This window comes from Pectobacterium odoriferum (assembly GCF_009931295.1).
GTDB lineage: Bacteria > Pseudomonadota > Gammaproteobacteria > Enterobacterales > Enterobacteriaceae > Pectobacterium > Pectobacterium odoriferum.
Genome location: NZ_CP034938.1, coordinates 3,399,269 through 3,417,538 on the forward strand (window position 1 = coordinate 3,399,269; position 18,270 = coordinate 3,417,538).

Genomic DNA, 18,270 nt, shown 5'->3' on the forward strand with positions numbered 1-18,270 from the left:
ATTTATTCCACCATTAAATTATTAAATTCATAAAAAATAACCTTTAGATTCTTTAGCAAGATAAATTGGAGTACATTTCTTTTGCGGAGAAAAGTATGCATCCTTGCATTATGGCGTGCCATATCTTCCACTTCACACTCTAAACAGAAAATGAAGAGGTAAAACTCGAAAGCTGATAATAAATCAAGGTCGCAATTTTTCCTATACGACTTAAAATATCCCTTGAACTTAAATATATAATTTTGGATAGGTACTGTTTCTTTTATTATATAGTCAATGAGAGAGATAAAAAAACACCTCATCAATTCATAATCGTTATAAAAAATTCTTATGCAGTCGAAATCAATAAATGTAATTTCATGACGGTTTGTAATAATATTTTGAGCCCACATATCCCCATGGACCAGAGATTGCGGTTTTTGATATATGTCAGGGTGATTTCTTAAATAATCCAAAACATATTGACTCCTGAGAATCCCATTACTTAATGAAGTTAGATTGCGTGATAGGAATTGTTCAATCATATTTTCTAAAATAGTAGGGTTTGTCTTTACATCAACAACGTTCAATAGGTTATGCAAGCGTGAAAGGGATTGACCTAAATTTATTGCCTTCTCTCGAGTGAACGTGAATACGTCACCTGATACTTTTTTGTAGGCATAAATATAGTAATCATTATTATGATATATAAAACCACCACTAATGGAAGGTAAAAGTTGATAAACTAAGGGATTTTTATTATTGATAATCCTTTCAAAGAAACTATTGAATAAATCTGGATTTTTAATTACACATTTTTTTAAACAAACTTGTTGATTAGCTAAAGGGCCAAGGCCAATCATGACTAAAATATTATCATTCAGTGTTTTGAAGCGACGATAATTCGGAAAGCCTACGAATAACTTCTGAACCTCACCTAATGTATTATTTATATGCATTTGCAATCTCACACAAAGAATTAATTACATATTCCTCATCTTTGTCGCTGAAAGAAGGATGCATAGATACGGAAAAAATTCTTTGCCCTAAGTTATCAGCATTTGTGCAGACGGGAAAGTTTAAGTGAGAATTTAGAAAAACTGATGTTTTGTATACAGGCAAGTTGGCAATTGAACATCCTATTCCTTTGGATTTTAGAATGTTAATAATGTGATCACGTACTTCAGAAGGATAATTTTCATTAATTTTCAAAGTGTAAAGATAGTAAGTACATTTAAAATCAATGGTATCGGGATATAGGAAATCAAAAAATCCAATTTTTGATATAGCTTTGTCTCTTGATAATCCCATCGAGATTCTTTTATCAATTTGCTCTTGGACTACATCTAAAAAACTCAATCCGAACAATACTTGTGAAAAAGATATTTTATGATTGAATCCATATGTTTTTTTATTCCCAAAACCACGGGCTGCCTTGATAAAATCCATATGTGCTGAATCTTTGCAAACAACCCCTCCGCCTTCCCCTAACAGCGTCATATGTTTTTTTGATTGAAATGAAAATACGGAAAAATCACTAAATGTAGAAATATTACAAGAATCAATTTTAGCACCTAAACTCCTTGAAAGATCATCTATTATCCATATTTTCCTTTTTGTTATGTGGGAAACATTTTTTGCAATATCTGTTACTGAATTCATATTTACAGGGATCCCGTTCATATGAGTGACTAGAATCACATTTGCGCCATTAAGTAGTTTTTTTTCTAGCTCGGAATAATCGAAGTCAAAAGAAGTTTTTTGCACATCACATAATGTCAAAGAATATCCACGACTTAATACCATAGAGTGCACGCCGAAAAAACCAATGGCTTGAGTCACAACATGTGCAAAACCTGACTCAAGTTTTACAACATACAAGGCTAACTCTAACGCGGTGGTTGCATTTGTTATGAGTGAAAAGTTTGCTTCATTAAAAGTAAAAGAAAATTTCCTCTCAAATTTTTCAATCAATGAATTTGCAGAAAAGCTTTTACTCTTCATAATGCTTGATAGTTGGTTAATATACCTATCAACAAATTCGTCGTCAATGTTACAACCGATATTCGGTTCACCAAAACACATAAATTCATTCATAATAAAAAAACCTTTGATAGCTATCGTTATAGTTAATAAAATCAGCACCAATAAAACCATCAGGTATATAACCAGATGTTTTTTTAAAAAAATTCAAATTCCTGAAGTTATGAATTAGTTTTCTGCTTGTTATTAAACCAGAATGAATTATGAATTTTTGTGGATTACCCGTAATGCTAGATAAAAGAGCATTCGCTTCATAATAGTTATTACGAACTCGCGATGTAACATTATAAACTTTCAACTCATTGATTAGATTATAACCCATGTTTGTGTAATAGCCATCGGTAGCTATAGCAATATTATTGAAGTCCATCGGTAGTAAAACTGGATTGTTAAGCCTTATACATGATGAGGGGCAAAGAGTAATTAATGTACTATCATTACAATTTATGCTTAACAATTCTTTGGGGATGTAACTGCAATGAACAAGAATTTTCATTAAGGACTTGTTATTGAGGATTTTAACCAAGCAATTATCCAAATTTATAGACTGCCAATTACGTTTCATTCTTAAATAAATGCTGTCGTTATAATCAGCATATGGTTTCTGATAAAATAATAACTCCCCCTCCCACTCAAACAGATGAATACTAATAACAATCCGATTTTTCAAGGAGTATTCACAATAAAAAGCCAAGTCATCTTCTGTTATGTTATATAACGAGTGAATTATAATGGCAGGTCTAATTGGTATATTGTACGCTTCAAAAAACCTAATAATCTCATTTAGTTTTAATATAATTAATTTTTTGTCATGATAATGTTTAACACTTATAAATGGTACGACATTAATGGGTAAGTCATTATATACACTAAGGAGATCATTTATATTTTCAGGCCTAATACTAGAGCAAACAATATTAACACCATTGATAGTACAATCATTTGAAGAATTGAAAACATTATCAGTAAAAGATACCCCACCTATGTTAGGTTTTCCTTCCAAAACATCTGAACCGCATTGATTGCTATATCTTGGGAGATGTGAAATATGAGCATGTGTGTTTATAAAACTTGAAATTGCCAAAAAGTTACTTTTTTCAGCAGTTTTATTAAACTCAATAACAAAATTCCCACTCTTATCTATTTGTTTAAAAATCCACCCACCACTTTTCCATTCAAAACCATCAAAAAAAGCTTTTACGGGCAAGGATGGGTAGCCTCTCATCGTGTAATAACTCCAGTAGTTAATAATCTCTGGTGAAGTTCCCATGCAGCTGTACGATTACTGTCCCATGTGTGGAAATTACACAGTTCGGAGTATTTAATAATCTGATGACTAGAATGTTCTAAACTTAAAGAAAGTTCCTGATTTGCAGGTATCTCAATTGCAAAAGAATGCTCAGTGACAGTAAATCTATCTTTAGGCCAGTTTTCATTTCCATCGAAATATATCTTAGGGATAGAGCATTTTGACTCTAATGTAATGATTTTTAAATCACTACAGAGAACTCCAAGCTCCTCTTGGGATTCTCTTAAAGCTGCTTGTTGTATAGACTCATTTTCTTCAACTCCACCTGCAACCCACTGCCACATGTCCATATCGTGACGCTTTAAAATTGCTAATAATAATTCACCTTTAGTAATTTTGAATGGTACTACTAGTACTTGTGCTGGTTGTCTCATTTTAACTTACCTCCAAAAATAGTCTCGGATTCATGAAAAAATTCATGAATTAATTTTGGGTCATTAGTCTTGTATTCATTTTCTAATCTATCAAATAGTCTATTCGACCTGGTTTTGAATGGATCGCATACTGACGGGCATATGCAGGGAAGTTGTTTATCGATATTTGCTCGGTATTGTGACTCCCAAATATCCTCAAGTGAGTTCTCCACGAGATTTCCTAATGCGTATCCATTTGGTCTCGGGTGATAATTACACGGATACAACATACCATCAGAACCTACCGCTGCCATCATTTTAGAAATCAGACAGGAGCTAAAATCCTGTAATTGCTCTTTTTGATTATTCAAATCGTGTACAGTAATTAGTTTAAATGATGTATCTTCAAGATCACATTTGATTCTCTCTATTAACTCAAGACATTCTTTTCTCTCGATTTCATTTAAAACCTTCTCACCATAAATATCTTTTTTTAACCTTAAGTTCGACACTCCTAATTTTTTTAATTTTGAGGCGAGTGTATAGATTTCACGATAATTCTCTGGGTATAATATACAGGAACAATTAATTTCAAGGCTGGTAGCGTTAAGAGTTTTAAATTGATTTAAAAGGTAGATTTTTGAAAAAACTTTATCGAGATCTGAGCTTTGATATTTTCGTCCTGAACACTTGAGTTTATTATAAGTTGAGTTACTTCCTGCATCAACACTTATATTGATATAAGACAATCTAGATAATACATCACAACAATCTGATGAGATTTTTAATCCGTTAGTAAACATACCAGTTCGTTTACCTTTTGATGTTATTTTTCTGATAGCTGAGATAATCGATTTTTTAGCTACCAAAGGTTCCCCTGTAATACCTGAAAAACTAAAATTCTCTACACTAAAGACTTTATCGATTTGTATGCCGTCAATGACAGTTTTAACTGTCTTTTTATACGAAAGTATATTTTCTACAACTGCAAGCAATGCACTTTCATCATGAAGAATATTCGGCAATATAGACTCATTTTTTTTTTGGTACAAAATGAGGCTCCATATCATCGCTGCTCTCGACATGTATATGCTCTCCAATACACCACTGACAAGTTAAGTTACAGTAACTCGATGGGTGTATAAGAATTTCATAAGGTGGTACTATAATTCCGTTTAGGTTACAAAGCACCAGTTCTTTTCTTTTATAGAGATTGTATGCCTCATTAAAATTACCTGGAAGGTCATTTCTAATCAAATCCTTTAAGCTTATCATTTGTTATCCTTTAATTAACTTAATCTTATGCTCAGAGAGTTGTAAATTTAGCTTTTCATTGATTACATTTTTCATGTCTATAATCAAAGACTCATTATTAATGATTTTTTTATAGTCTGAAAGAATCATTTTTTTATACTCATTATGAGCAACACAAATGATAAGAACATCACAGCCAGATATATTTTCAACCGACGTGATATTTATATCGTAATTAGTAATGCATTTCGATTTGTTCAGTAGTTTAATATCATTTAAATGCACTTCATACCCACTATTAACAAGGGATTGGTACATCAATAAAGATTTTGAATTTCTCGTATCTGTACAGTTCTCTTTATACGTAACTCCAAAGATGGCAATCTTAGGGTTCGTAATTTTATTATTTTTTATGAATGAATTGACTTTCTCAATGATAATGTCTTTTTTATCCTCATTAATCTTCCTCGATACGCTTACTAGTGGAACAGGATGCCCGGATTTATTTGCATAATCAATAAAATAATATGGATCAACACTTATGCAATGTCCTCCAACAAGACCGGGAAAGTATTTCCCAAAATTCCATTTTGTTGAAGCTAGACGTATAACTTCATAAGTATCTATGTTATCTTTTTGAAAAACCTCATGCACTTCATTTATTAATGCAATATTAACATCTCTTTGTATGTTTTCTAATATTTTAGCGGCCTCTGCACTTCTAATGCTTGAGGTTTTGTGTATTCCTTTCTTATACACATGCTTATATACCATAAAAATTTTCTGCAATCCGTTTTCATGAGCACATGATACAATTTTATCTGTATTTACTAAGGAGTGAAGATCATCCCCTGGGCACAATCTTTCAGGACTAAATCCAATAAAAAAATCTTTTCCAGATTTCAGTTTCGCGTATTCTTCAAGAAGTGGTTGGCATACTTCTTCAGTTGTTCCCGGCGATACAGTAGACTCATATACAACTATGCTATTTTTTCTTAGATAATGACCAACAGTTGTTGTTGCTTTTATCAGACATGTTATGTCTGGTTTGTTGTTTATATCGACAGGTGTAGGAACGCAAACTATAAAAAAATCAGCCAATTCAAGGTCATACTCATCATTAGTCCATTTTATGTTTTTCTCATTCCTACATCTGTATGAATTTGTCCCAGTTGAGTCTATATTGTTACTCAGCTGTTCAACTCTGGTTCGGTTGCAATCATAGGCTATAACATTGAAGTATTTAGAAAACTCACAAACTACAGGTAAGCCTATATAGCCCAACCCAATAACTGCAACAATATGACTTCCTATTCTATTCTCTCCCATAAATCCTCAACTTGCTCTCTGCGAGCACCCCATAATAAATTCTTTAAAGATGCCAATGTTTGCGCCGTGTTTATCTTTAGAGATAGTGTTTCTTAATACCCTGATAGGTTTGGCTCCACCCATTATTGCGTATACCATATCTGAATCTGAGTCACCATAATAAACATCTATTTTATTGCTTTCTATGTATTTAGCTTTCAGTTCATTCGTGCCACCAAGAAGTATTATATTAATACTAATTAAAGCTTGCGGAGAAACAATAGTTCTCATTAAATTTATAATTTCACCTCTTTGCTTTTCATTCCTATTTGAAATTAAGTAAACCTTCCGTTTAAGTTTAATATCTAAAAGTAATTGCTTCACAATAGTAAAATTTAACATTGGTTTGCCATCTATTACGCTACCATTTTGGGATATTAAAATAGTATCGTCAAAATCATAACCAACTCTTTCATATTGACTATTTTCATGATCTTCGAAATATGACCAATTCTCTGACATCCCATTTTGTATGAAAGGGATTGGCGAACAGGGAAAAGTGTTAGTATAATTTGGTGGAGTAAAAACAAATAACCCCCAAAAAATTAAAATTTCACTAAAGAACAACATTTCTTTGCCCTATAGTAAGGATGTTGTATTTTATAAGTGTCATCATAACATCATTTAAATTTTGAATATTCGCGTTAAAACACTGATTTATTTCTAAGTAAGAGTGTGAGTTCATCAGGTACTTAATTAATTCAATGCATCGTTCGCTCTTCAATATGACGCATTTTGAATCCATTGACATTGAGTTCATTTTTTGAACAACAACTTCAGTAGTATTTATTATTACAACTCTTACATCCACCTCCATGATATAGTATTGACTATCCATGATATCCCTCTATCATTTTTAATTTTTCTAATTGCAAATCAATAATCATTGAATTCATTTTTCTTAAGTGATTACGCATCTCACCATCTGAAGTTTTTAATATACTTATATTTTCCAGAATTGATTTGTACCATAATGTGATAGCGTCATCTGGATAAAATCTTTCAAGCACCAATACCCTGGACTTAACAGAAGGATTTATATAATTTTTACTTGATAAGAATATGTCAACCAATTTTGCTGCGCATTCATTTATGCGCGTATATGCATAATATCGATGCCCTGATAGTAGTGCTCCTACAACATCTTGATATATGCCGAAAAAGTCATTGATTCTATCGAAGGTTAATATTAGTGATAGCGAATCATCATAATTTTTATACTTGAACTCTTTCCCATGTAAACATATCCCATTTGATATTCTATCCAAAGCTTCATGCTCATCATTTCTTAAACCAATCCTGAAAGGATTTTTATTATCTGCAATTATATCTGCTTTTTTTTGTATGTTGTCTATTACAGATTTTAGTTTACTGGTAGATATGGTCCGACAATCGACTCTTACTCCTTTTATCTCAAATTGTGTCAACTGAGCAGGTAAGTGGCTATAGCTATCATCTACAATAGCCAATATATCTATATCTGAGTAAATATTATTTATTCCATAAACTATAGAACCACCTAGATATGCAACATTACACTTTACATTAGCTTTAATTTTTTCAACAACTTCAGCTAATAATACGCTCCTTTTTTTTAAATATTTCTCTAAATTTTCGAGCAAAATACTTTTATTTAAATATCCTTGCATGACATATCCTTGTTTAAAAAAGGAGGAGTTCCCTCCCCCTTGGTTTATTCCATTAAATGTTTGAACATGCCATACAAGCCAGAGTCGCTTCTTTGATCTCTACTTTTTTGCTATTTGATGCCGTTTTATCTTGTGTTTGTTCAGTTTGTACAGGAGCAACCTGAGTTGCTGTTTTGCTTGACGTTGTATCTACACTAGCTGAAGCACTAAAAGCAGCCAATCCCAATCCACCAATTATCCCAGCACCAATCATACCTGATGCAATATTCATGTTTTTCATGTACTCACTCCTTGTTACATATTGTTTGGATATGTGTTTTAACTGCAAACTCACGCAGTTATATAACCATACTCCGATTGTGGAATTACATAAATTTTTAAAAGGTGAACGTTTGTATAAAAATAATTCACAAAATTAAATGCTTATAAATCAGCATTATAAACAACCTTACTTAGGTTGATAATCTCTAAGGCTTTATAAATAGAGCTTATATATTGCAATATGTTACTAAATAATTTCATTTCTTAGTGTGATAATTATTTCAATATTTATGCATTTTAATTCAGTTGATGGGCAATGGATTTATTGTTTATCAGGCTGAGATAACCACATCCAAGCGCATTGGTAATATGTCAAAAGTATCTACCGCAATGGTGTATTATGTATTGCTATTAGGTGGAATGGTGGGTAGAAAAATATATAGATCCCAGTCGTTGAGAGAGCAGAATCCTGAAGTTTATTCAGAGCTAAGAAGAGATGGCTTAGATCTTCTTTTCGAAGATCAAGTCGAGCCATTGGTTGAAGCGATAAAGATGAGCAGAACTTATGGCGCAGGTATGTTTAGCAATCTGATTGATAAAGTTGAATACCGGATGAAATGATATGCTTAAACTCTTAAAAAAATCGGCATATTTTTTATTTAAAAACATCATATTTGTTCTTTTCAGCATATCCTTTCTTTGTATCATCTATATTTTATTAGTTGGATATGCTCCGTGGAATGAAAAAACCATTCATTTCGTCATCGCCATTGCAGTCTGCTTAGGATTAGGGAAGTTATTCACATAGTTTGATGAAAAATGAATGCAGGGTATCCCCTGCACTTGTTTAGTTCATAAACTTCGTTATTTCCCACAATGCATAACCAGACGTTCCTGCCTTGTGATGCGTCCAGGTCTATTTCACTTTGCACGACAGAGGAAAATAGGCTCAGTGCAATCTGCACTGAGCCAGCGGAGTTTATACTGCTGATGCTTGCCAGTCACTGAAGTAATGACCGATCGCGGAAGGTTGGTCGAGAGGAGCAGTGGCCGCTATATAGCCATCTGGCCGAACTAACAGGTATTGATCGGAATAGGGGCTACTTCCCGTTTCAACGTGCAGAACATTGACGATATCAGGCAATGATGCAGGTACAGTTGCCGTGCCAATGATGAACAAACTGTAATTGCGATAATTTAGCTGTGAGTAAATTCTGCCTGTCTGACCAGATTGAGAATCCCTCCACATAAAATCATGCAGCCTTTCGCCAACACTCACCTCGGTTCCATAGCGCACGCCCATACCTGTGATGTAACCCGAGCGTTTTTCGACAATCTTTACATAATCATCGGCATGGGTGCCTGTCTCTGAGGTTTTGGTTGAACGCACGAGTTCCGCTGACGTTTTTACGACTTCCAGCGCGACCGCTTTTCGCTCTGTTTCGTAAGTGTGTAGCAGCGTCTGGGGCGCATGATGATGAGTAACCATCGCCATTTTCCAGATGAGGTTAAATGCATCAGCCAACCCAGTATTTAACCCTTGCCCACCATTTACCGAGTGAATATGGCTAGCATCACCAGCGATAAATAATTTATTTTCAAGGCTATAGTGTTCTGCGACAGACTCTTTAACCGAGAATTGTGAGTACCACTCAATCGATTTGAAATACAGGCGGTGTGGTTGCAGAGCATGGTTAATTTTATCTATCGCCTGCTGTTGCGTGAAATCCTCACTTTCCATCTGGATATAGAAACGATCAATCTTACCTTCACGTGGTATCCAGGCGACATCGGCGGTTTCTGTCTGGAAAACAATAATTTCCGGTACTTTTGGGAAATCAGTTTCTATTTCGCCATCAATCACTGCCCAGGTAATCTGTGGTCGAGTGATCTCAAACGGGATAGCAAAGTGTTGGCGCACAAACGATCGTGCCCCATCTGCGCCAATCAAATACCGGGAGCGAACGACCTCACCGCTGGAAAGCGTGGTGAGGCAGCCGTCTTCCTCCAGCACAATATCTTGCACAGAGGTATTGCGGCGTACGCCATGATTTAGTTCGGTGAGCTTATTATCGAGCGCGTGTTCCACATAAGCCTGACCAATCATTAAAAAATGCTTGTGAAAACAGCCTTGTAAGGAATCCCACCATGTGGACTGGCGTGAGATAAATTTGCCTTTTGACCAGACTGAACTGGTATTGCAGGGTTTGCCCAAGGGATAAAGCTCATCGAATAAATCGATAATTTCAAACAGCTGCAAGCTGCGCGCGTTTAACGCATCAGCGCGGCCTACCGTGAGCGGCCCTTGTGATTTATCGATAATGACGGTACTTAAACCTGACAGCTGAGCAAGATAGGCGCAGGCTAGACCAACAGGCCCCGCACCGATAATCATGAGATCAACATCTTGTGGTTTCATGACGGTTGCACCAAATGTGGGTTATTCAGTGGTTGTTTAGCATGAATATGCACACGGCGTAGATGGCGGCCACTTTGACTCGAATAAGATTCACGACCGTGTAATAACGAGTAGTTATCTGCAATCGCAATATCGCCGCTTTGCCACTGATGAGCATAATAAACCCGTGGATCATATAAGGCGTGTTGCAAGCTGCTAAGTAATTGCTCTTGTTCTTCAGGTTCAATGCCTGAAAAATGATAAGTTGATGGGTTCAAAAACGCTTTATCACCAGCAATCGGCGGCTCACAAAAACGAATGACGGGATAAGTGCGGTAGGGATGTTGTTCTATGATAGGGGCCAGCGCGGTACTGCTGTATAGCTCGACTGCACGCTGATATTGACCTGTTGCACGTTGCCACAATGCTTTGGTTTCGGGTGATGCCAGGCGTAACGCCGCAGTGGTACTCGAAAACGTGGTGCGCCCTCCCTGATCTTCGCCAATGGCTGATACGCATTGAAAAACTTGTAGTTCAGGCACGGTTTTCAGGTACATCCCGTCCCAATGCAGGGGGACGTAGTTGTTAGCAAAAATATGGTCGGTAGCATCGGGTTGTTCAACCAGTTCTAACACCGCGCCAAATGGCCATTGCATGATGTCGCCAATAGCGGAACAGTATTTTGTTAAATTTTCTGCACTCACAAAGCTATCAAAGCCCCGCAGTATGACTAATTGCTGATTTTCTACCAGTGTACGCAGCCAGTTAGGTGATAACTCGCCAATATGTACGCCTGATTGTTTAGGCTCAATACGTACACCAAAATGACAGGTTTCCCCTTGGGAATGGGTTAAAGGATAATAATCAAATCGATCTTCTAAAGTGAATGCGTCCATTTTACTTCTCCGTGTATTATCCATCGCTGAAAGATCTTTTCAGATAATATCGGCAACAAATATTCAACACCACGGATACAATTTTAATAATTAGGAGGGTTTGAATAGAGAATCACTGCCCTCCTCTTTTCACCAATAGATAATAGACCTTGATACCCCCCCAATTAAAAAACCCCAGATAAACCTATCCGGGGTCTTTAACAGTCGCAAAAGCCGTCGCTGTTTCAGGCTTAGCCGCGGTTCTCTTCAATGTAACGAGCCAAATCCGCAGGGGTCTTCAGAACGGTGGCGACTTCGGTCGGTGGGATCACGCAGCCGTAAACGTCCTGCACTTCCAGCACCAGATCGACTGCCAGAATAGAGTCAAGAATATCGGACTCAATCAGCTCATCGTTAAAGCCCACTTTACGGGATAAGATCTTTTCAAACAGCGCGAGTATTTCTTGTTCCATCATTTTTCCTGGGTAATTAGATCGTGCGGGCATGGGTGTCCAGCAGTTTACGGTCAATCTTGCCGTTAGGATTAAGCGGCAACGCATCTTTGATAATAATTTGGGAAGGCACCATGTAGGGCGGAATCACCTTCGAGAGCGACGTTTTAATTGCTTCTGGCGCTAAATTCGTCACGCAGAACGCGGCGATGCGAAGAACGCCACCACCCGATTTCATCAACGGCAAAACAACCGCCTCGCTGATGTCGGATATCGCCAGCAGGCGATTTTCAATCTCGTTGATTTCAATGCGGTAGCCATTCAGTTTGATCTGGCTGTCATTGCGGCCCTGACAGTACAGCAACCCGTCTTCGTAGCCCAAGTCGCCGGTTCTGTAGCCCCGGAACGCTTCGCTCTCCCGATGCAGCAGTTTTTCCGCATTCTCTTTCGCGAGCCCGAGGTAGCCACGCATCACGTTTTTGCCCCAAATAATCAGCTCGCCCTCAGACGTAATTTCCATTCTGGAGTCCGGCATCATCGCGCCAACTGGCAGCAGGTCGTTTTCACTGTGCAGGATTTCATCGGTGATTTCTATGACGGTGGTCGCGATAGTGGCTTCCGTTGGGCCATAGGAGTTGAGAATTTTGGCATGCGGGAAGCGACGGCGTAACTGTTTTACCAGCGCTTTGTTCAGCACTTCGCCAATGAACACGAAGACGTTGAGTTCAGGTAAATATTCACTGTTGAACTGGGGAGACAGCAGCCTCTGGTAGGCGAAAGAGGGCGTTGAAACCCAGACGGAAACGCCGTTGTCTTTCAGGCGGTCGAGCCAGTTTTCTGCCGCGATATCCTCTTTCGCATTCAGAACGATGTGCCCTCCAGTTGCCAGATTCGCCAGCAGCGGGATCAGAGAGAGATCGAAGCTGAACACCGCATGGTTCATCAGCACCGGCACGTCAGGCAGCGCAAAGTCCTCGCGCACCCATTTCATGAAATGCCACAGGCTTTCACGCCCAATCTGCACCCCTTTGGGTTTTCCGGTGCTGCCGGAGGTGAACATGATATAGGCGAGATCTTGCTCGACCAGCGCCTGCCCCGCCTCACCGGTAGCAATGAACTGCCTGGTCACCACATCGTAATAATAAGGGGCGCTCGCCAGATGACAAATCTCGTTAAGCCGCTCCTGTGGATAGATGCAATCCACTGGGATATACGGAATGTTGTGCAGCAAGCAGCTATAGATTGCCACGGCAAACTCCGCCTGCTGATGTCCGTACAACACAACCGGCGAGCCAGCAGGCTGCTGACAATGCTGATAGCGATCCGACCAGTCGGTAACGGCGACAGAGAGTTGTTGCCAGGTCATCGCGTCATCGCTTCCGCTAATCGCCAACTGATCTGGGTTCGCGGGGTCGAGTAATGCCGCCCGGAGGAAATCTTGCAGTTCCTGAAGCTCTGAGTGAAGGTTCATAGAGGAGACATTCCGCTAAAGATGTAGAGGGAGGCCGCGGCGCTTGCCAGCGTCAGAATGCGACCGATGAACACAATAACCGGATGATGTAGACAACTGCTCAGCGCCGGGCTGCGTTTAGCTGACCACTGCAACATGTTGTGAGCAACGGAAATGGCGCCAAACAGCGCACCGCTAATGACATAGTGTCGTTCGAGCCCGTTCCATGCCCCCATACAAAACAGGGTGCAGAAGATGCCAATATTCTGCGCCAATGTTTTGTTCTGTCGGAAAAAGTCGAGCTTCATCAGATTCATATAAATTGGCATAAAGACCACATCCCTCAGCCATTCAGACAGGCTGATGTGGAAGCGTCGCCAGAAGTCCTGCGGGTTTTTCGCCAGAATAGGCATATTGAAGTTCGCTGGGATGTTCAGGCCAAATAAGCGCCCTGCCCCAATAGCCATATTGCTGTAACCGGCAAAATCAAAATAAAGGTAGGCGCTGTAGGCCAGCGACATCACGACACCCACGCTTAATGTAAACGGGCGATGGCTCCACGACTCAATCACCAGGTTATTAATCAGCATAGCGAATAGGAACTTCTGGATAATACCGGTAAAAATTTGCTCCATCGCCACTAAAAACTGCTCACGAGTAATGATGAAGACCGGTTTATTAATGTCATTAACCCATGTCCGCCAGCGATACATCGGGCCAGCCAGAATAATAAAAGGCATAAAGAGGTAGCAGAAGTAATGCAGGACGTTATGACCATCTTTTTTGCTGCGATAAAGCAGCACATCAATGGCGCGGAAGGTCATAAAGGACAGGCCGATCATGCCCCAGTGGTTGTTGAGGTGTAATTTCACCAAAAACAACGGCAGCAGCGTCAGGCTGACCGCTTGCCAGGTTTTTAACCAACCTTTCTCTTTTAAGGTGACGAGAACATAAAAGCTCAGGAACACGGCCACGGGAACAATATAATCCCCCTGGAAAATATATCCCCAGCCGAATACCGCCAATACGGAAAAGGCGGATAAATACGTCAGCCGATAACTGAATACGCGATTAACCAGCGCAAACAATAATGCTGATGAAAATAGAAGGAAAAAAAACATTCCGGAGCTGTACATCATTCATCCTTCAGAATTTTTGATATTCAAAATGCACTTTTAAACTCATGCTTTCATCAACAGAGGTCCACGCGGCAATGGTGACTGCCAGAAAGAGATAAAGGAAAAAAAGGCGAATGGCGGTTTTCATCATTTAAAACTCTCTGCAATAAATTGATCCATCGCGACCCATGCCGATTCAGTGGGATGCAGGCGATCCCAATTCCAGCCGTTCTGATAAGGCTGCGCATACATATCAAAATAACGAACCTGATTTTCTTCCAGCATCGACCTGATCTGGCTGTCGACTGGCTGGAATTTCTGGGAGTTATTAATCGCCCACGGATTAATCGGATCGACAATGACCACAAACTGGGCATTACGCGCTTTCAGCAGTTGGATCGTCGCCCGTAATGCTTCCATCTGCGCCGGAACAATCGGTGCGTTATCCCACTCTTCCGGCGTTTGATCGTCTGCAAACACAGTTTTATCCATCCACAATGTCTCTGCGCTTTGCTGGCGGGACTGGTTCAGCACATGAGCCTGCGCCAACTCGCGATTCCAGTCTGGAGTCATGTTGGAGGTTGGCTGCTGAGGCCACGGTTGTGCAGACTGGGGGACAATATGTAGCATCGCCAGCCAGTCGTTTTTTATCAGCTCGCAGAAATTAGCAAATTGATAACTCACTTCCTGCCAGATAATTTGCGGATCCCAGCCATAGACCTTCATTTGGCCGAAGGTTAAATGGCTTATCTCTTCTTTATCGATATGTTGTAGATAATTGACTAAAAAGGGACGCGCCCGCTCATTCTTCATCAGCGGATTAAAAACAGGTGCAGGGAAATTGTTGGCAAAAATGGCCGGGGGAATACCGGCTGAATAAAAACTATCGGGCGCGAGCAGCAAAACAACCTTACTGTTCGCGTTAAGATCGTTTTTAAAGCGCGAGAGCAGTAAAAAATGCGTGACGCTATCGACATAGCTATCGCCATACGCCACGACCGGACGATGTAGCTGGTTATTAAAGTAATTATATACAGCGTAATGTTCGTCTTCAGAGGTCGAGACCTCTGAAGCCCCGAGAAAGAAAATGGCATTCCCCTGTAACGCATGGGAAATGGTGGCCATTTTTTCCTTTTGTTCCTTTGTCGTCCCTTCCATTGTGTTAATCAGTGGCTGGAATGTCAGCGCCGGATCAATGCTTTTCACCAGCGGGGGAACGCTAAGAAACAGGATGGCAAGGGTAGCCATCAGGATATGTAAGCAGAGAGTATTTTTGATTTTCATTATAAAGTAAGGCTACATAATATTTATTGTTTGAAATTTGTGAATTTTTATCTTCACAGTAAATCGATCCCTGTATTTTTGGATTATATACTAGGCTTATCCTAGATGATGAGCGTTGCTGTGTAACGGTATGTACAGTGTTTATGTCCGTCACAGAATAAGGCTGACGCGCCCCACGAGATCGAGACAGGAGAAGAGTTCTCTGCCATTCATTCGCCCTTACGCGGTCTGAATATGAGGGGGAAAGATCCATAGTTTGAGCCTCTGGGCACCGCCGATTCCCAGTTTTAAAGTGAGTGTTGGGATAATGGAGGGTCAGGAGCGCTTGCCACTATAAATAACAATCAGAGCGCAACCTCCCCTCTTGTACGGCGGATTCGATTTAGAGCAATGTAACATGGCAGGATGCCAAAACTACACGCTAGTGGGCCGCGAGTAGTGCTATTTGCATATTCCTTTTCTATCGTGCGTGGTTATCGCTATTTCCATCACGCCCCCATCCGCTCCAACTCACCATAGAATGAATACGTACGCCCATTCTCACCCCACGTTGCTTTTTTTATGACACAAATATCTTCTTCTATATAAATATCTAACTGTCTAACTTCCAATGAGAAATCATTATATTTATAATTAGAACAGAAATTACGATAGGCTATCTTCCCTCCTTTATCAGAATAACGCCCGACATCTTCTCGCCAAAATAAAGTTATTTCTGCATTAAATGGGCCGCTACTCATTTTCCCTTTCAGGCTGGCAATAATTTTTTTCTTCTCAACAAAAACCCACCGCACAGCATCAAGCGTCCAGGTATCGTCGCTCATGCTAAACTCACCGGAAAAAATATCTAAAGGCGCTTCATTATTATCAGAGCACATTTCATTTCCTTGAATATTCAAGATGTGGTAGCAGAGCCGATTATCTCAACCGCTTTTTAATCGCCTGACTCATATAAGGCGGTAGTGAATTTATCATCGTCACAATGGCATCAATGGTGCTATTTTCTTCATCAGCCACGCTGCTGTTTCTCATCACTGAGACTCTCAGCAACTTATTCGGCAATTTACCAAATGAAGACAACAGCTCAGCAACCTTCCCCATCAGAAGCTCTTTTTCTTTTCCTTCTGCGGCAACGGAGAAGCGCGATAGATTACTTTCGGACGTTCGCCCATCAAGGCTGTCCAGATGTTGAATGTATTTGTCTCTATCCATCCCTGCATAGCCGACATATTTGCTCGGTGCAAGAAGCCAGCCATCCTGTGATTTATAGGCGTACCAGGCCCGAAAATAAGGCAGGTAATCATAGAGTTTATGGTCGGTTGACGACACAAGTTCATCGTTGAATTTTTCAATATTTTCAATGCACTGGGATTCGTTCGTGATAGGTTCCATGATCATCACTCCATTCTAGTCTATACGCTGTCGTTATTCATAAGATAACATTACAACATGAAGTACATCATGTTCAAGAATATAATCACCATATTTTTTGACCGGAGGGGAAATGCCATTAAAATCACTGCCGCGTAGCTGCTAACGCGGGTAGCGCAGCGCTTCCACAAACAGTGAAAAGGCGGTGGTATGCTGTTTGCGGCTGGGATAATACAGGTAGTAGCCTGGGAATGGCGGGCACCATTCCGTCAGCACCCGAATCAGGCGCCCGCAGGCAATGTCATCTCGCACCGAATCTTCCGGCACATAGGCCAGACCAAGCCCGATGAGTGCCGCGTCGATCCGCTGACGCAGGCTATTCATGGTCAGTTGTCCCTCAACACGTACCTTGATTTCCCGACCGTTTTTTTCAAATTCCCACGCGTAGATACCGCCCATCGTCGGCAGACGCATGTTAATACAGCGGTGATGCTGTAAATCCTGTGGCGTCGCGGGGGCCGGATTGCGTGCGAAATAGTTCGGGGAACCGACCACCGCCATGCTCATTTCCGGTGCGACACGCACGGCGATCATGTCTTTCTCCACCTGTTCACCCAGGCGAATACCCGCATCAAAGCGGCCGAGAACGATATCGGCTAAAGCGTTATCCATCGTAATTTCGACGTTAATATCGGGGTAATTCGCCAAAAATGGCTTTAACACCGGCCATAATACCGAATCAACCGCATGCTCCCCTGCCGTAATACGAATATTCCCCGCAGGCCGCTCGCGCATGTCGCCCAGCGCCACCAGCTCACTTTCAATATCCGCGAAGTGCGGGCCGAGGCTATGTGCCAGCTTCTCTCCCGCCTCCGTCGGGGCGACGCTCCGCGTGGTTCGGGTCAGCAACCGCACGCCAAGCCGTTCTTCAAGGCCGCGAATTGAATGGCTTAGTGCCGACTGAGAAAGCCCGAGCTTCGCCGCCGCTTTGGTAAAACTGCGTTCTCTTGCCACCACAAGGAATGAAATGAGGTCATTAAAATTTTCTTTTAACATCAGAGTATCCAAAGAGTGGTGTCATGAATGATGCCCATGTGAAACGATCA

The 18,270-nt window shown here is 40.2% G+C and carries 20 protein-coding genes; 1 reads left to right on the forward strand and 19 read right to left on the reverse strand.

What is annotated here, in order from left to right:
* Window positions 1-2: 2 nt before the first annotated feature.
* From EO763_RS15295 to EO763_RS15335, 9 genes are all read right to left on the reverse strand, one after another.
* A complete protein-coding gene (locus EO763_RS15295; protein WP_161529469.1) occupies window positions 3-938 on the reverse strand; it encodes a phosphotransferase in 936 nt (311 codons plus the stop codon).
* The gene (locus EO763_RS15300; protein WP_161529470.1) at window positions 925-2,076 is read right to left on the reverse strand and encodes a DegT/DnrJ/EryC1/StrS family aminotransferase; all 1,152 of its coding nucleotides are present in this window, start codon (window positions 2,074-2,076) and stop codon (window positions 925-927) included. Before EO763_RS15300 ends, EO763_RS15295 begins: the two co-directional genes overlap by 14 nt.
* Entirely contained in the window at window positions 2,069-3,247 is a 1,179-nt protein-coding gene (locus EO763_RS15305) for a hypothetical protein (protein WP_161529471.1), read from the reverse strand. The genes EO763_RS15300 and EO763_RS15305 overlap by 8 nt, the downstream gene beginning before the upstream one ends.
* Window positions 3,244-3,705, reverse strand: coding sequence for an NUDIX hydrolase (locus EO763_RS15310; RefSeq protein WP_161529472.1), 462 nt, complete (start codon window positions 3,703-3,705; stop codon window positions 3,244-3,246). Before EO763_RS15310 ends, EO763_RS15305 begins: the two co-directional genes overlap by 4 nt.
* Window positions 3,702-4,769, reverse strand: a complete 1,068-nt coding sequence (locus EO763_RS15315; RefSeq protein WP_161529473.1) for an SPASM domain-containing protein — start codon at window positions 4,767-4,769, stop codon at window positions 3,702-3,704. The genes EO763_RS15310 and EO763_RS15315 overlap by 4 nt, the downstream gene beginning before the upstream one ends.
* A gap of 193 nt (window positions 4,770-4,962) precedes the next feature.
* Entirely contained in the window at window positions 4,963-6,267 is a 1,305-nt protein-coding gene (locus EO763_RS15320; protein WP_161529474.1) for a nucleotide sugar dehydrogenase, read from the reverse strand.
* 6 nt (window positions 6,268-6,273) lie between these two features.
* Complete coding sequence (locus EO763_RS15325; RefSeq protein WP_161529475.1) at window positions 6,274-6,876, reverse strand: HAD family hydrolase; 603 nt, start codon at window positions 6,874-6,876, stop codon at window positions 6,274-6,276.
* Window positions 6,877-7,136: 260 nt separating this feature from the next.
* Window positions 7,137-7,955 (reverse strand): nucleotidyltransferase domain-containing protein, encoded by an 819-nt coding sequence (locus EO763_RS15330; RefSeq protein ID WP_161529476.1) that lies wholly within the window; start codon window positions 7,953-7,955, stop codon window positions 7,137-7,139.
* A 52-nt stretch (window positions 7,956-8,007) separates the two neighbouring features.
* A complete protein-coding gene (locus EO763_RS15335; RefSeq protein WP_015841087.1) occupies window positions 8,008-8,235 on the reverse strand; it encodes a hypothetical protein in 228 nt (75 codons plus the stop codon).
* A 350-nt stretch (window positions 8,236-8,585) separates the two neighbouring features.
* Between EO763_RS15335 and EO763_RS15340 the strand changes: the two genes are divergently transcribed.
* Complete coding sequence (locus EO763_RS15340; RefSeq protein ID WP_244322003.1) at window positions 8,586-8,837, forward strand: hypothetical protein; 252 nt, start codon at window positions 8,586-8,588, stop codon at window positions 8,835-8,837.
* 358 nt (window positions 8,838-9,195) lie between these two features.
* Here the strand turns inward: EO763_RS15340 and EO763_RS15345 are convergent, their stop codons facing one another.
* The 10 genes from EO763_RS15345 to EO763_RS15385 all read right to left on the reverse strand — a co-directional run bounded on the left by EO763_RS15345 (window position 9,196) and on the right by EO763_RS15385 (window position 18,220).
* A complete protein-coding gene (locus EO763_RS15345) occupies window positions 9,196-10,611 on the reverse strand; it encodes an FAD-binding protein (RefSeq protein ID WP_244322004.1) in 1,416 nt (471 codons plus the stop codon).
* A 20-nt stretch (window positions 10,612-10,631) separates the two neighbouring features.
* Window positions 10,632-11,510: a TauD/TfdA family dioxygenase gene (locus EO763_RS15350; RefSeq protein WP_044206730.1), complete on the reverse strand. Its 879-nt coding sequence runs from the start codon at window positions 11,508-11,510 to the stop codon at window positions 10,632-10,634.
* A gap of 230 nt (window positions 11,511-11,740) precedes the next feature.
* Window positions 11,741-11,962: an acyl carrier protein gene (locus EO763_RS15355; RefSeq protein WP_010300175.1), complete on the reverse strand. Its 222-nt coding sequence runs from the start codon at window positions 11,960-11,962 to the stop codon at window positions 11,741-11,743.
* Between the two features lie 16 nt (window positions 11,963-11,978).
* Entirely contained in the window at window positions 11,979-13,412 is a 1,434-nt protein-coding gene (locus EO763_RS15360) for an AMP-binding protein (RefSeq protein WP_161529478.1), read from the reverse strand.
* Window positions 13,409-14,527 carry a membrane-bound O-acyltransferase family protein gene (locus EO763_RS15365; RefSeq protein ID WP_039532454.1) on the reverse strand — a complete coding sequence of 373 codons (1,119 nt, stop codon included), beginning with the start codon at window positions 14,525-14,527 and terminating at the stop codon, window positions 13,409-13,411. The genes EO763_RS15360 and EO763_RS15365 overlap by 4 nt, the downstream gene beginning before the upstream one ends.
* Window positions 14,528-14,537: 10 nt before the next feature.
* On the reverse strand, window positions 14,538-14,660 hold the full coding sequence (locus tag EO763_RS23770) for a hypothetical protein (RefSeq protein WP_280117240.1): 123 nt from the start codon (window positions 14,658-14,660) through the stop codon (window positions 14,538-14,540).
* Entirely contained in the window at window positions 14,657-15,793 is a 1,137-nt protein-coding gene (locus EO763_RS15370) for a D-alanyl-lipoteichoic acid biosynthesis protein DltD (RefSeq protein WP_161529479.1), read from the reverse strand. The genes EO763_RS23770 and EO763_RS15370 overlap by 4 nt, the downstream gene beginning before the upstream one ends.
* 488 nt (window positions 15,794-16,281) lie before the next feature.
* Window positions 16,282-16,671, reverse strand: coding sequence for a hypothetical protein (locus EO763_RS15375; protein ID WP_161529480.1), 390 nt, complete (start codon window positions 16,669-16,671; stop codon window positions 16,282-16,284).
* Between the two features lie 40 nt (window positions 16,672-16,711).
* Window positions 16,712-17,185 carry a hypothetical protein gene (locus EO763_RS15380; protein WP_161529481.1) on the reverse strand — a complete coding sequence of 158 codons (474 nt, stop codon included), beginning with the start codon at window positions 17,183-17,185 and terminating at the stop codon, window positions 16,712-16,714.
* A gap of 141 nt (window positions 17,186-17,326) precedes the next feature.
* Window positions 17,327-18,220, reverse strand: coding sequence for a LysR family transcriptional regulator (locus tag EO763_RS15385; RefSeq protein ID WP_161529482.1), 894 nt, complete (start codon window positions 18,218-18,220; stop codon window positions 17,327-17,329).
* Window positions 18,221-18,270: the final 50 nt, after the last annotated feature.

What these genes read in the sequence shown, in the direction of transcription:
- EO763_RS15295 (WP_161529469.1), bottom strand. Translation starts at nt 938, where the DNA reads ATGCATATAAATAATACATTAGGTGAGGTTCAGAAGTTATTCGTAGGC.
- EO763_RS15355 (WP_010300175.1), bottom strand. Translation starts at nt 11,962, where the DNA reads ATGGAACAAGAAATACTCGCGCTGTTTGAAAAGATCTTATCCCGTAAA.
- EO763_RS15375 (WP_161529480.1), bottom strand. Translation starts at nt 16,671, where the DNA reads ATGTGCTCTGATAATAATGAAGCGCCTTTAGATATTTTTTCCGGTGAG.
- EO763_RS15305 (WP_161529471.1), bottom strand. Translation starts at nt 3,247, where the DNA reads ATGAGAGGCTACCCATCCTTGCCCGTAAAAGCTTTTTTTGATGGTTTT.
- EO763_RS15315 (WP_161529473.1), bottom strand. Translation starts at nt 4,769, where the DNA reads ATGTCGAGAGCAGCGATGATATGGAGCCTCATTTTGTACCAAAAAAAA.
- EO763_RS15335 (WP_015841087.1), bottom strand. Translation starts at nt 8,235, where the DNA reads ATGAAAAACATGAATATTGCATCAGGTATGATTGGTGCTGGGATAATT.
- EO763_RS15300 (WP_161529470.1), bottom strand. Translation starts at nt 2,076, where the DNA reads ATGAATGAATTTATGTGTTTTGGTGAACCGAATATCGGTTGTAACATT.
- EO763_RS15385 (WP_161529482.1), bottom strand. Translation starts at nt 18,220, where the DNA reads ATGTTAAAAGAAAATTTTAATGACCTCATTTCATTCCTTGTGGTGGCA.
- EO763_RS23770 (WP_280117240.1), bottom strand. Translation starts at nt 14,660, where the DNA reads ATGATGAAAACCGCCATTCGCCTTTTTTTCCTTTATCTCTTTCTGGCA.
- EO763_RS15310 (WP_161529472.1), bottom strand. Translation starts at nt 3,705, where the DNA reads ATGAGACAACCAGCACAAGTACTAGTAGTACCATTCAAAATTACTAAA.
- EO763_RS15380 (WP_161529481.1), bottom strand. Translation starts at nt 17,185, where the DNA reads ATGGAACCTATCACGAACGAATCCCAGTGCATTGAAAATATTGAAAAA.
- EO763_RS15370 (WP_161529479.1), bottom strand. Translation starts at nt 15,793, where the DNA reads ATGAAAATCAAAAATACTCTCTGCTTACATATCCTGATGGCTACCCTT.
- EO763_RS15345 (WP_244322004.1), bottom strand. Translation starts at nt 10,611, where the DNA reads ATGATTATCGGTGCGGGGCCTGTTGGTCTAGCCTGCGCCTATCTTGCT.
- EO763_RS15340 (WP_244322003.1), top strand. Translation starts at nt 8,586, where the DNA reads ATGTCAAAAGTATCTACCGCAATGGTGTATTATGTATTGCTATTAGGT.
- EO763_RS15325 (WP_161529475.1), bottom strand. Translation starts at nt 6,876, where the DNA reads ATGTTGTTCTTTAGTGAAATTTTAATTTTTTGGGGGTTATTTGTTTTT.
- EO763_RS15330 (WP_161529476.1), bottom strand. Translation starts at nt 7,955, where the DNA reads ATGCAAGGATATTTAAATAAAAGTATTTTGCTCGAAAATTTAGAGAAA.
- EO763_RS15350 (WP_044206730.1), bottom strand. Translation starts at nt 11,510, where the DNA reads ATGGACGCATTCACTTTAGAAGATCGATTTGATTATTATCCTTTAACC.
- EO763_RS15365 (WP_039532454.1), bottom strand. Translation starts at nt 14,527, where the DNA reads ATGTACAGCTCCGGAATGTTTTTTTTCCTTCTATTTTCATCAGCATTA.
- EO763_RS15360 (WP_161529478.1), bottom strand. Translation starts at nt 13,412, where the DNA reads ATGAACCTTCACTCAGAGCTTCAGGAACTGCAAGATTTCCTCCGGGCG.
- EO763_RS15320 (WP_161529474.1), bottom strand. Translation starts at nt 6,267, where the DNA reads ATGGGAGAGAATAGAATAGGAAGTCATATTGTTGCAGTTATTGGGTTG.